Source organism: Synechococcus sp. YX-04-1 (assembly GCF_030546365.1).
In the GTDB taxonomy this organism is placed as follows: Bacteria; Cyanobacteriota; Cyanobacteriia; order PCC-6307; family Cyanobiaceae; genus Parasynechococcus.
Window position 1 is genome coordinate 46,071 of the sequence record NZ_JAUONZ010000005.1, and the last position, 14,773, is coordinate 60,843.

General features: G+C 51.7%; 3 protein-coding genes. All 3 read left to right on the forward strand.

Annotated elements, in window-relative coordinates; translation table 11 throughout:
• The first annotated feature begins 17 nt into the window (after nt 1–17).
• The 3 genes from gyrA (at nt 18) to Q3Y53_RS09690 (ending at nt 14,751) form a co-directional block, all read left to right on the forward strand.
• Nucleotides 18–2,615: a DNA gyrase subunit A gene (gyrA, locus tag Q3Y53_RS09680; RefSeq protein WP_226424376.1), complete on the forward strand. Its 2,598-nt coding sequence runs from the start codon at nt 18–20 to the stop codon at nt 2,613–2,615.
• A 2-nt stretch (nt 2,616–2,617) separates the two neighbouring features.
• Complete coding sequence (gene crtL, locus Q3Y53_RS09685; protein ID WP_303535469.1) at nt 2,618–3,856, forward strand: lycopene beta cyclase; 1,239 nt, start codon at nt 2,618–2,620, stop codon at nt 3,854–3,856.
• A gap of 203 nt (nt 3,857–4,059) precedes the next feature.
• Entirely contained in the window at nt 4,060–14,751 is a 10,692-nt protein-coding gene (locus Q3Y53_RS09690; RefSeq protein WP_303535471.1) for an autotransporter outer membrane beta-barrel domain-containing protein, read from the forward strand.
• The last annotated feature ends 22 nt before the right edge of the window (nt 14,752–14,773 follow it).

Genomic DNA, 14,773 nt, shown 5'->3' on the forward strand with positions numbered 1-14,773 from the left:
GGACGTCTGATGCACGTATGACGGATTCTTTGGGGCCTGGAGGCGGCGGTCCCGGCGGTTCCGACGATCGGATCATTCAGACGGACTTACGCAACGAGATGTCGCGCTCCTATATGGAGTACGCGATGAGTGTGATCGTGGGTCGGGCCTTGCCCGATGCCCGCGATGGCCTCAAGCCGGTGCATCGCCGGATCCTTTACGCGATGTATGAGCTGGGCCTCACCAGCGACAGGCCCTACCGCAAATGCGCCCGTGTGGTGGGCGAAGTGCTCGGCAAATATCACCCCCACGGCGACACCGCCGTGTACGACGCCCTGGTGCGCATGGCCCAGGACTTCTCCATGTCGATGCCCCTGATTGATGGGCACGGCAATTTCGGCTCGGTGGACAACGATCCACCGGCGGCCATGCGATACACCGAATCGCGGTTGCGGGCGCTGACCACCGACAGCCTCCTGGAAGACATCGAGGCGGAGACGGTTGATTTCGCCGATAACTTCGACGGCTCCCAGCAGGAGCCGACCGTGCTTCCGGCTCGGATCCCGCAGCTGCTGCTGAATGGTTCAGCGGGCATCGCCGTGGGGATGGCGACGAACATTCCGCCCCACAACCTCAATGAGCTGATTGATGGCTTACTCGCGTTGATCGCGAACCCGGAGATCACCGATCAGGAGTTAATCCAACTGATCCCTGGCCCGGATTTCCCCACCGGTGGTCAAATCCTGGGGCGTGAAGGCATCCGCGAGACCTACCTGGGCGGCCGCGGCTCGGTGACCATGCGCGGAGTGGCCAACATTGAAACGCTCGAGGTGCCGGGACGCCCCGATCGCGATGCCGTGATCATCACGGAGTTGCCGTATCAAACCAACAAAGCGGCGCTGATCGAGCGCATCGCAGAGCTGGTCAACGACAAAAAGCTCGAGGGCATCTCTGACATCCGCGACGAAAGCGACCGCGATGGCATGCGGATCGTGGTGGAACTGCGCCGTGACGCCTACCCGCAGGTGGTGCTGAACAACCTGTTCAAGCTCACCCCGCTGCAGAGCAACTTCAGCGCCTACATGTTGGCGCTGGTGAATGGCGAGCCAATCCTGCTCACCCTGCGCAAGATGCTCGAGGTGTTCCTCGACTTCCGGGTCGAGACGATCGAGCGCCGCACCCGCTACTTGCTGCGCAAGGCGGAAGAGCGCGACCACATCCTGCTGGGCCTGCTGCTGGCGCTTGATCAGCTGGATCCGATCATTGCCTTGATTCGGGCTGCTCCCGATACGGCCACGGCTCGGCAACAGCTGCAGGAGCGCCATGGCCTCTCCGACGTCCAGGCCGACGCCATCTTGCAGATGCAGCTGCGTCGTCTGACGGCTCTGGAGGCCGACAAGATCCGTCTTGAACACGAGGATCTGGTCACCAAGATCGCCGACTACAAGGACATCCTTGGCCGGCGTGAGCGGGTGTTCGGCATCATCCAGGACGAGCTCGGTCAGCTGCAGGAGCGCTACCCCATCCCTCGTCGCACGGAGATCCTTGACCTCGGCGGTGGGCTCTCCGACATTGATCTGATCGCCAATGAGCGTTCGGTGGTGCTGCTCACTGAGACCGGTTACCTCAAGCGGATGCCGGTGAGCGAATTCGAGGCCACCAGTCGCGGCACCCGCGGCAAGGCCGGAACCCGCAGCCAGGGTGAGGATGCGGTGAAGCTGTTCATCAGCTGCAACGACCACGACACCTTGGTGCTGTTCAGCGACCGCGGTGTGTCGTATGCGCTCCCCGCCTACCGCGTGCCCCAGTGCAGCCGCACGGCAAAGGGCACCCCGGTGGTGCAGCTGTTGCCGATTCCCCGGGAAGAGGCGATCACCACGTTGATTCCGGTGTCGGAGTTCAGCGACGACACCGATCTGCTGATGCTCACCCGAGGTGGCTTCATCAAACGCACCCGCCTTTCGGCCTTCAGCAGCATCCGCTCCAATGGTCTGATCGCCATCAACCTGGAGGAAGGCGATGCCCTCACCTGGGTGCGCCTGGCGGTGCCCGGCGACAGCGTCTTGATCGGCTCCAAAGCCGGGATGACCATCCACTTCCGCCTCAGTGATGAGGAGTTGCGGCCTCTGGGCCGTACGGCCCGCGGCGTGAGGTCGATGAACCTGCGCGATGGCGATGCCCTGGTGAGCATGGATGTGCTTCCGGTGGAACTCGCCGATCAGGTGGCCGCCAGCGCAGAGGAAGAAGAGGATGCCGCCACCGAGGGGCCCTGGGTGCTCGTGGCATCGGCTTCGGGTCTGGGCAAGCGGGTGCCGGTGACGCAATTCCGCTTGCAGAAGCGGGCCGGCATGGGCCTGCGGGCGATGAAGTTCCGCACTGACGCCGATCAGCTGGTGGGGCTGAGCGTGCTCGGTGCCGGTGAAGAGCTGCTGCTGGTGAGCGAGAAGGGGGTGATCGTGCGCACCAGCGCCGATGCCATTCCCCAGCAATCCCGTGCGGCCACAGGGGTGCGTCTGCAGAAGCTCGACAAGGGCGACCGGCTGCTGAAGGTGGTGTTGGTGCCGCCGGAAGCGGACGACGACTCCGCTGACGACACCGAGTCCAACGACACTGAAGCTGAAGCGCAGGACAGCTGACCTTGGCTGAGCCGGTGGATGTGCTTGTGCTGGGGGGTGGTCCTGCTGCCCTCTGCATCGCCTCGGAACTGAACCAACGGGGCGTGGCGGTTGCCGGCATTGCCCCCGACCCAGTCGTCAATCCCTGGCCGAACACCTACGGCATCTGGGCCGATGAATTGAAGATGGTTGGGCTCGAGCACTTGCTGGAGCACCGCTGGAGCGACACCGTCAGTTATTTCGGCGACGGCGGTTCAAGGGCTCAGGATCAGAGCCATACCCACGGGATCGACTACGGCCTGTTCGATCGGGCTGCCTTGCAGCGTTACTGGCTTGAGCGGGTCGATGGCGTGGTCTGGCATCAAGACACGGCCGAACGGGTGGAGCTGAATGGTTCAACCACCAGCGTCAGCTGTGGATCGGGAACCACATTGCAGGCGCGCTTGGTGATTGATGCCTCCGGTTCGCGCACGCCCCACATTCGTCGCCCGGATCAGGGGCCGGTGGCGGGCCAGGCGGCCTATGGCGTGGTCGGGCGTTTCTCCAAACCGCCCATTGAGGCGGGCCGGTTTGTGTTGATGGACTACCGCTGTGATCACCTCAGCGCGGAGCAGCGCAGCGAACCACCCACGTTCTTGTATGCGATGGATCTGGGTGATGGGGTGTTCTTCGTGGAAGAAACTTCGCTCGCTTTGGCGCCCGGTGTTCCCTACGACGTGCTTAAGCAACGGCTCCAACAGCGCCTGGATCTGCGCGGCGTGGAGATCACCGAGGTGATCCATGAGGAGTTCTGCCTCTTCCCGATGAATCTGCCGCTGCCGGATCGCAGCCAGCCGGTGCTGGCTTTTGGAGGTGCAGCGAGCATGGTGCATCCGGCCTCGGGCTACATGGTGGGATCGTTGTTGCGCCGCGGACCTGATCTGGCCCAGGCCATTTCCGAAGCTCTCGCCAATCAAAACCTTGGCTCAGCTGCTTTGGCGCAACGGGGTTGGCAGGCGCTCTGGCCGATCGAGTTGGTGCTGCGCCATCAGCTCTATCAATTTGGCCTGGGCCGCTTGATGGGGTTCAACGAAGCGTTGTTGCGCACCCACTTCTCAACGTTCTTCTCCCTGCCGCGGGAGGAGTGGTTTGGCTTTCTCACCAACACGTTGCCGCTGCCACGCTTGATGGCGGTGATGCTGCGCTTGTTTGCCCTATCGCCTTGGCAGTTGCGGCAGGGGCTGGTGCTGGGGGCGGCGCAGGATCAAGCTCCACGTTTTTGAGATCCGCGCAGAGCTTGGTTCGCTCCCGGTGATCCGTTTCGATGTTGACGGCGAAGCGTTCGTTGTGGATTGAATTCAGCTGTGGCTGCTGCCGAGATAAGCCTGAATACAACAGTTGCTACTAAGTCTCATGAGACTTGTTCTTTTCGGACCCTCCATCACCTGCATACGGTCTAAGAAGCAATTGATCAAGTGTTCTTTGCATGGCAGCGCGTTATTGGCTCAGTGCTCTCGCTGCGTGTGGAGCGATCAGTGTGTCGTTAGCGCAAAGCGCTGAAGCTGCTCCTCAGGGTTTTAAGGATATTGCCGATAATACATTTAATGCTTTTGCTGAAGAATTCAGCTCTGAAGAAGTTTTAATCGCCGATAAAGGAGGTAATGGTAATAAGCCACCGGGTGGTGGTACTTGCAATAATGACAAAAATAACAATAATCAATCTGGCCAGGAATGCGAGTCTGAAGAAAATATTTCCGGTGAAAAGCCCCCCGTTGATCGAGATCCAATTGTCAACTCTAAACAGGTTGACGTGTATGAATTGCCAGATGAATACAAAGTAATCTTGCCTGGTGAGGACGGTAAAACATTTTTTGGAATTTCTTACTCCATGTGGTCAAGACCACAAGTCAATGAGGGGAATCTTCCGGGAATTTCTGTCGGCAAATGGTATGAAGAAGCAGAGACAACTGGCAAATTCTTTCCTTGGAGAAATAATGTTGAGCTAGCTCAAGGGCTTTCTGCTGGCTACCAACAATATGCTAAAACTCGGCTTAGGGATAAGTTAGATGCTTCTGACAATATCAACCTTTATGGATATGATAATGGAGGTGGTTTTGTCTATGGCCGCCACGATGGAAATGAATTGCCCGATGGCAATCAACGTCCAGATGTAGATAAAGATTCAACAGCTGGTGAGGGCCTCCTTTATTTTTACAATAATATTTCCTATCACACGATTGGTGTGGGTGGTGGTGCGGGCCGAATCCAAGCCTTTGGTGGTTGTGAGGTCAATACGATTTCGCAAGGTAAAACGGTAAGTACATCAAAGATTCTTCCTAAAGATGATCTCTGTCGTTGGGATGGTCAAAAAGTTTCTTCGGATTATTATGTGCCGCTGTTAGATGGTGGGGAGCTTTCTGCTGATAAGTCAAATGAAAATCAGGTTGAATTGTCCAATCAGTTTTTTGTTACGGATCAAGGTGGAGTGGTTGATAATGAGGGGAAAAATCTTGTTCTGCAGGGGGCGATTCAATCGATTGCTAATACATCTGAAAATCCCAGCCCACTGTCTTTTGAGGGCATAGGATTGACCTCTCTTCAGGGCGACAACTCTTATATCAACCCTACGACAGTTACAGAGGGTGTTCTTGAAATTACCAATGTCAACGGCTTGGGTTCTGCTGATGCAGGCACCCGTGTTGAAAAGGGTGCCGTTCTGAGAATTTCCGTCAGTGGCCAGTCAACACCTCAGGGTTCAGCAAGTAACGACGCAAAGATCAATGAAGAAATCACCTTGGCTGGTGGTGAATTGGATCTGAATGGCAACTATATTGATCTAAAAAATGGCGCTGTCTTAGAAGGTGAAGGTGTTAATTCAACTATTAGGGTTAAAGATGGTAGTACTGAAGTCTTCGCGAGAAGTATAATTTCTGGTGAAGGCGGTCTGATTAAGGATGGCAAGGGCTTTCTCCGCCTTGGCGGTGTAAAACCTCAAACCTATGAGGGAGCAACGATCATTGAGGCGGGTGAACTGCGTTTTGCAGATACCACATCCACCCCTAGCACAACTGAGGTAACGGTAAATAAAGGCGCAACACTGCGCTTGATGGGAGGACCAGATACAGTTGGCGTCCTCAATACCGTTAGCTCTATCGAAGGGGAAGGAAGAATTGTCTTAAATACAGATAATGCGCACCTCAGTGTTAATGTCCCGGAGGGTAAAAATCCTGAGTTTGAAGGGTCCATTCTTGGCGGTCCTGAAGCTAATTCTTTGCAAGGAACCTTCATCAAGGATGGTTCTGGAAAATTAATCCTGTCGGGAAAAAATGCCTATGGATCCTTGATTGTTGAAGGAGGTCAGTTGGATATTAATGGTGAGAATATTAATCCTGATGGTATGGATCCATCTGAGGCTTCAGTATCTCTCAGACTTGGACATGACCTATCCGTAAAAGGTGGTACTGCTTTACGGGTTACTGGACATGATGTACATACAGAGTATGGCCCAAGGACACCTGGTGAGGAAGCCTCATCGGAAGGCACGATAGCTAAGATCGAAAACCATGCTTCACCAATTATTGAATTCGATGATTCAATCAATGAATTAACTGTCGAGAATGGCAGCCTATTGGTGGCTAGTTTTTCCGGTGCATTGCCGACCGAATATGACGCCTCCTACAAAGATAACTGCAAAGAAGGGTCAGGTAAAGAAACGTGCTACTCCATTCGACCGCAAATAGTGTTCGGAAATGGCGCCGATTCAATGTTCAACAATGGTTTGGTTGTAGGGCCTGGTGAATCAGGAACTGGTAATCATTTGCAGCTTCGTTTTCAAGGTGGTAATGACACTCTTAATAACGGCTTAAGTGAGGGGCCGGACCGTAGATCTGGAAGTTGGCTTGGATGTGTGACGGCTGGTGCCGCTGATGATGGATTTAATGGGTATAAATCTGGAAATACCTGTGATCTAGCGAATGGAAAAACAGGTGGTAATTTGCCGGAGGCAAACAGTAAGGATGCCAATAGAAATTATACAGTCAATGTTTTTATGGGGTCTGGAGATGATAAATTCACCAATCACCAAGAAAGTTATCTCAGAGGTAGTTTTTATGGAGAATCGGGTGATGACGAGTTAGGGAACCAGGGTGTTATTCGTGGAAATATTGTGATGGGTAAGGGAAGTGATACGGTTACTTTTCAAGGAGGTGGTGCAAGCAATAATGGTAAATCGCGTGGAATTGGTGTTCTCGATGATCGGCTTGCCCTAGGCACAGCAATCAAGATCGAAAATGATAATTCTCTAGACACTGATGTCAATAAGCTCAATTTGTTTGGAAACGCGGTGGTTTCTTACCGCAATTCTTTGGGTTGGGGGGTCAAAGAAGACTTAGAGAATTGTGGTGGTAAAAAGTCGACAACAGGCCGCAGTGATTATGGCTGTCGTTGGGACGACGGTGGATATGGTTATGCCGCCATTGTCGGTAGTAAAGGTAAAGATAGTATTTGGGTGAAAAAGAAGAGCGATGGTACGCAGCCCGTCGCGATTTGGGGTTCCGTTGAATTAGGCGCTTCGAACGATGCGTTACGGCTTGAAGACTATAAGGATCTGGGTTATGGCGCTGATCTACAGATTGTTGGTGATTTAGATCTGGGACAAGGTGATTCACAGATAATCTCACTGGATCAGGGAACGAATTTTTCTGTTCGAGCCATTCATGGGGATAATGTCGACTTCACAATTTCTGATTCGGCAACAGCCACACTGGGCGGCGACCCTGAATTGGGTGTGTTTGAACATCATCCTGTAGATGGTTTGGGAAGTCAGACAACACTGAGCACGTATAGCGGTACAACAAAAATTGATGAGTCTGGAACTTTACTTGATGCTCAAGCATGGATTTTAAGCCGTAGGGCATCCTATCAAGTTGACGGTGAATTGAATTTGAAGTTCAGCCAGGATATTGGCCAACTGTTGAGTTCTGAAGATACTGGTGAAGTGATTGTTGGTGACGGTGTTGTTCTAAGTTTTGGTAAGTTGAATACGGATGTTGATTACTACGGAGATAGTTCAGGGAATGGGGAATTGCATAAGCACGGTACGAAGACAACAACAATCCATGGAACTTTGAACCATACTGGTCGTACAAGTGTTCGTAATGGAACCCTTCGTCTCGGTTCGGATGGAAAGCTCAGGAAAGCAACGCCACTGATTGCTAACGGTGGGTCACGGTTATCAACGATTGATTTAGGCAGCACCTCCCAAGATGTCGACAAAATCACCCTTCATAGTGGTGCTCTTCGCAATGGCAGCTTGTCCGCAGGAAACAAAGTTGTTGTTTCAAAATCAAATTCAAAAAACTTAGATAATGTCATTCAAGATATTGATGGTGAGGCTGGCGCCTTTGTTGAGGTTAATCACGCTGGAATTGATGATGTCAAACTACAGTTTTTAGGTAGTAATAAATTCAAGTCTCTATCTATTGACCGTGCTCTTGTTGAGATCGCAGAGGGGGCATCTTTGACTTTGTCGGAGGGAATTCAGGGTGGAGATTTTGATGGGAAAGCTGTTAAACCTGCGTCGTCACTGCATGACAAGCTGGATGTTCAAGGATCGCTGACGCTTGGCGGCTCAATTGATCTGGATGCTGGTAATGATCTGATTCGGATTGGTAATCGGGCCTCAATCAATTTAGATGCTGGAGAAAAGATTGATGGTGGATCTGGTGAATTCGACGTTTTCTGGAATCAAAATGCATCGCTTTCCTTTGATTCATCCAATGTTCAAGGCTTCGAGATTGTTGACTTGAAAGGCGAGGGCCTTGCTTATCTTGGTGATAAGGCGAGCCTGATTATCACTGCTGCTAGCCGTGATGTTGATAATTTTATTTACCAAGAATACGGATCGATTGTTTCTACGGCTACCAACTACGAGCTAAATTTTAGTTCCGACACCACTATTAAAGATTCTGAGGACGGTATCAATGTTGGCCTGCTCCAACTGAATGGTGATTCAACAATTCACCTAAGGCAAGGATCACTGGATGTTGCTGCTCTCCAGTCAAATCCCAAGGGTAAAACCCACGAATTCATTCTTGGCGCACCACTTGAGGTGTCCTCCGACGCGTCACTAAAAACGTTGCGTGAATCAATGGTCAGTCCTGGCAGTGGTGCTGATTTGGATCAGGTCGCGTCAGGCCGCTTGTCCATTGGTGCGTCTGACCAATCCATTGCGACGATCAAGCAAAAGGGTGGGCTGTGGAGTTATGAAGGCGATTACTCATCCACTGATCTCTCTGGCCAAGGTGTTGTCGTCGTTGGTGATGGTAACGATGATGCAGAATCATCCGCAACGTTCAAGTCGATCACAGCAGATGGTTCCCGTCGGCTTCTTGTTGGTGCGAGAAAGGATGGGGTGCTGTCCGTCACCAATGGCATTCACGATTCATGGTCACCCGATTCTGGATTCCTGAATGCATCAAAGGCTTCTCTGATTTCCAATGGAGCTGTGGTCTTGGGTGCCTCGGGTGGCAAGAACCCAAGCACATATCAAGGTCTCACAGTTGTAGGGAAGGATGGGGCAATCAAGACCCTTGAAAATGATGCAATTAGTCCTCAATCACCCACACTGGTTCGAGGCTTGCTTCAGATTGGTGAAGAAAGTGATTCTGGCGTTAGCCAGAATTTTGGTCGGCGTTTGATTGTTGGCAAAGAGGGCCAACTTGAGAACGGTGATCTCTCAATTACAAGTCTTGCTAATGCTGGTGATGTGAAGATTGATTCGCTCACGATCAACAACGGGATGAAGCGATTGTTGGATGTTTTGGCGGTTCGTCAGGGTCTTGATGCTAATGCGCCAATACGCAAAATTAAAGCGCAGGGATCGCTGAAAAATTTGGGTGGCGAGATTGAGATCGCTGGTGAACTCAAGTACCAAGACAATGACGACGCAACGGATGGGCATGCACTTATCAATGTTCGTAATCTCAGGGAAGTTATTCAATACTTAAATGGTGATCGTCGTGGTGAAAAGCCTCAGCCCGGAACATTGACGGCTCAAAAAATTACTATGGGGGAGAATAGAGATATCATCTCCAACAGTGGAACAATCAAGACCACAATAAGAAATGCAGGTGAGACCTCAATCAACCTTGGTGGTGGTAACGATCTAATTTTGAATCGCGGGAGCTTTGATGTTGGGCAATCCATCATTGATGGTGGTGAGAAGCTAGAAATTACGGGTTCGATTCTTAACCGCGATACTCGTACCGTTAAGGGCCTTAATATCTTTAGACAAGGGTATGATCGCCTCTCCATTAATTCTGAAAACCCTTCTTCCAATTCATCGGGTTTAGTAGAGTCTCAACTAGTCAATTTTGCTGCTATTAAGTTAGAGGCTGGAGGTGACTGGATCTTCCCGCAGGGCAACGACTGCCGTGTGACTGGCGATGGCCGCATTTTTAGTGAGGATAAAACTGATTGTGTCGGTATTGTTGGTCAAAAGAAAAAGCCTCAGTTTTTAAAAATAACGAATGGCGCCAATGTTGAAACTGGCGTGATGGAGCTGGGACGCTCTAGTCGTAACAGCATTGAAGTGCTTGATGGTGGATCTCTGACGGCTGGATTGATCGATGGAGTTATTGGAAGTGAGCGAATTAATGTCAATTCTGGTGATATCACTTTTGATCGCACTGTTAACAACTCTTTCGACTCTTTGGTTGTTGGCGATAATTCTTCTTCCGCATCTGTGAATGCACAGGCGATTCATAATATTGCTTCGATACATGTTGTGAATGGATTCCTGGATGCTGATCTTCTGCATGCAACTGATCTGGAGGATATCGGCCAGAATCCGGAGCTTAAGATTGGTGCTTCGATCGATCCTTCGTCTATATCACTTGATCGATCAACTTCCTTGGTTGAACAGATCTCCAGCAGTGCTGTCAAAGGCTCTTTGAAGGTCGATGAAACTGAGGGCTATTCCAAAGCGCTCCAACTGGGCGGCATGTGGGGTTATGAAGGTGATTTTGGTGATATTGATCTTGATGCCCAGGGCATCGTGACAACAACACGATCTGCTGACGACACTTCAATTAAAGATGATGGCGAACAGGACGATATTGATGAGGTGACGTTTAAATCGATTACTGCTGCTGGTGATCGTCGTCTGTTGGTTGGTGCACGACAGGATGGCAAGCTCACCATCCTCGAGGGATTGCATGACAGTTCGCTCACGGAAATATCGAATAAAGCAGCCATTCTCAACAATGGTGAAATGGTTTTAGGTGATGTAGAGGGGCAAAGTGATCAAACACCGAGTACCTACCGAGGCGCCACGGTGGTGATGACAGATGGCAGTCTTCAAACGCTTTATGCCGATGCGATCAGCCCTGAATCACCCACCTTGGTTCGTGGTCGTTTGGCGATTGGTGATGGATCGACGGGAACCATTGCACAAAATTTTGCAAAACGCTTGCTTGTTGGCAAAGAGGGCCAATTTGAGAACGGTGATCTCTCAATTACAAGTCTTGCTAATGCTGGTGATGTTCAGATTGATTCGCTCACGGTCAACAATGGCATGAAGCGCTTGTTGGATGTTCTGGAGGGTCGTGGAGTGCTTGATGAAGATTCACCGCTGCGCCAAATCCAAGCCCAGGGATCTCTGAAAAATTTGGGCGGCACCATCGAGATCGCTGGTGAGCTCAAGTATCAAGATGATGTGAATGCAACCGGTGGTCATGCGCTGATCAACATCCGCAACCTACGAGACGTTATTGAATACGAAAAATCCAATCGTGTGGGTGCTGAGCCTGAGCCCGGATCATTGGTGGCTGAGAAAATCACCATGGGCTTGAATAATGATGTCATCTTGAACAGTGGAATTATTCAGACCACAACAAGCGATAAAACCTCAATCCAACTTGGTGGTGGCAATGATCTCATCCTGAGCCGCGGCACGTTTGACATCGGTGATTCCATTATTGATGGTGGTGAGGAGTTGGTCTTGGAGCTTGGTCAGCCTGTTCAAGGCCTCAACATCTTTAGGCAGGGCGTTGATCCACGTTCTGACTCCTCTATCAGTTCCTCCGGATTAAAGGAGTCTCAGCTGGTCAATTTTGCTGCGATCAAGCTTGATGTTGAAGAGGATCAATGGATTTTCCCGCAGGGTCAGAATTGCCAGGTGCGAGGTAAAAGCAAGGAATTTAATGAATATACCCAATGTGTTGGTATTACGGGTGGAAAAGATAAAGATCAAGAAATCGTTATTACAAAAGGAGCGCGAGTTGAAGCGGGGGTTGTCTCTTTGGGTCGAGGAAGTACCAACAACATTCGTGTTGAGGAGGGATCTCTTCGTGCTGTGTTGGTCGAGGGTGGGAATGAGCTGCGTAATCGTTTCCGTTCTGAGCTCGGCAAGGCCAAGAACGATCTGCCAACGCAGAAAGAAACCATCTTTTTGGGACAGTCAGAAACGAATCAAAGTGGTGAGTTGATTGTTGGTGGCATTGTTGATATTGAGGCGATTCATCAGTTGGGCGGCACATGGTCGTATGCCGTTAATTCCTTGGAAGATGACTTTGGTGTTTTCCCCGACACCACGGCAGCCGGCACGATCGAAGTTAAGACGACTGCGCTTGACCGTGCGTTGAATAACGCAACCTCTGTGAGTCGAGCGACGTTCCAGCGGATCGATGGTGGACGTAATGCTCTCAGTATCGAGGTTGCTTCTGATGCATCCCTAGGCGTGATTGACGGTATTCATGGTGCTAGCACCCAACTCAATGCTCAGGGTGAAGTACGTCTTTCAGGCAAGAGTAGCTATGGCGGTAAAACCTTGATTCAGGATGGAGCAACTCTTTTCGCCGAAAATGATTTCGCCCTGTCTGAAGAGTCGTCTGTTGTGCTTGAAAAGGGTGGTGGTTTGTATCTACAGGGATTTGATCAAACCATTAATTCCCTCTCAGGAGGTGGTGATCTTTTCTTGATGACGGAAATGGATCCGATGGCTGCCTCCGATGATGAGCCAGAGGGCGCTGATTTAGAAATTAAATCGGGCATTTTTGCGGGCACGATTGATGATGCTGGTTTGCCTGGTCTTGGCTCCATTACGAAAACATCTGATCAAGATCTCACTCTTTCCGGTGTGAACACCTATTCCTCTCCCACATTTGTGAAGAATGGCAGGTTGATTGCAGCTGGATCTGCGGCCCTGAGTCCCAATTCAGACTTCACAATTTCTGGTAATGGAGTTCTTGATCTCAGTACCTTCTCTAGACAAGCAGCTCCTGGGAATACCGGTTACAGCGCTTACCTGAAGAGTCTCAAGATTTCTGGTGATGCCGACGCCACATTGACGGTGTCGTCTTTGGCTCCAGTAAGGATTCAAGAGTTGCTTGAACTCGATCAAGGACGGATTGCTGCATTCCTTGACTCTGGAACAGATGCAACAGCTCCTATCCAGATGGATCAAGCCGCGTCATTTGTGTTCGCCAATCGTAAGGATCCTGGTGATGCCAGGTTGTATATGGTCATGGCTGATGATGCTTCGCGTCAGCAAGAAGGTACCTGGAATGTGATTGATGGTGAGGTTGAAAATGCTGATCAACTCGCCAAAAATACCTATCTGCTTGTTCCTGCTTTGGCGGATGAGATTGCTGAAGGTGATGACGATCTTGTCACGATCGGCGAGCGTGTTTACCGCGTTGCTCGATTCGATGGTGTTGATGAACCTCTAGCGGCGGCTGCCCTCTCTGATGTGCGGCTCGAAGAAGGTTCGTTGAAGATGGTTGTCGTCCAAAAAGATCTCGGCGACTTAAAGGAGGATCTCAAGGGTGATGATGATGAATCTGGTGATCCCGATGCCGATGGCGATGGTGAACTTGACCAATTGCCAGGTTGTGATGTGGGTGATGATCTGTGCGACGTGATTAGTGATATCGATGGTGATGATGATCAGGCCTTGGAGGAAGAAGAAGAGGTCGCTGGTGAAATCATCGACGGTTTACATGATGGTCTAGATGATGATGAACTTGATCTTCCCTTTGGCTTTGATTACGGCCAATTGGCGCGGTTGGTGAGTAGCGGCTTAGCGCCCCGGAATGTGGATGCTGCTGGCCGTGGCTTAGCGCTGCATAACAACTTGCTGGTGGATGCGGTGTTTGAGCGGCAACCGCTGCGTCAGTTCGAGGAGCTGGTGGCTAGCGAAGCGGATCTGCAAGACAAGGCCGTTGTTGAGGAAGGGGAGGGTGCTGGTGATGTGAGCTTTGTCGATCTGCAGGATGACGAACTCGATCTGGCCAAACGTGATGGCGTTAGCGCCTGGGTGAAGGGCTTCGGCGGCAACAGCCGGGCTGATGAGTCGTCGATTTTGTACAACGACTACGACTTGAACGCCTACGGCACCAGCTTTGGTGTGGATGTGGCCTTGAGCGAGACGTTCCAGATCGGTGCCTATGCCAATTACGGCGATCTGAATGTGAACCAGCACAGTGGCGAGACCGGTGGCGGCAGCTGGAACCCCGAGGGCTGGGGCGGCGGCTTAACGGCCCAGTACTCCACTCGCCATTTCTATGTGCAGGGCCTGCTGGGGGCGAGTGAATTCAGTGGTGAGCAGTCGCGCAACATCCTGCGGATTAACGACGACTTGGGCGGGAATACAGCCCGGGGTGACAAGAGCGTTACCAGCTATCTGGGCGCACTTCGGATTGGTGCCCCGTTCAAGACTGGTGGCGTGGTGCTCGAGCCGCAGGGCCAGGTGGTGTGGACCCGCAACCACGAACAAGGCTTTGCAGAGACCAATGGCTCCGAGAAGAATCTGCGGCTGAAGTACAAGAGCCGCACGACTAACTTTGCTGAGACGGAGTTGGGCATGAAGCTGTCGGTGCCGATCCGCACCGGCGACCGGGCGCTGTTGGTGCCGAGTCTGCGGGCGGCCTGGCTCGCCGATTGGAACACCAATAACGAGGGCCAGGAGATTGGCTACAAGTTCACCGACAAGACGGTGAATTTCGAGTCACAGTTGGGCACCGAGAACGGCGCCTTGATCGAGGCGGGCCTTGATTACACGGTGCAGAACGTCAACGGCATCTCGGTGAAGCTGTACGGAAGAGGTGGTATGGAGTTCTGGGCCAGCGACCGGGGCACGACCTGGCGTGCGAGCGGCGGTGTGACCTTCCAGTTCTGAACGGGACAGTTCTGATCAGTAA

Bases quoted from the DNA above. Each gene is read 5' to 3' on its own strand.
- gyrA (WP_226424376.1), top strand. From the start codon at position 18: ATGACGGATTCTTTGGGGCCTGGAGGCGGCGGTCCCGGCGGTTCCGAC.
- Q3Y53_RS09690 (WP_303535471.1), top strand. From the start codon at position 4,060: ATGGCAGCGCGTTATTGGCTCAGTGCTCTCGCTGCGTGTGGAGCGATC.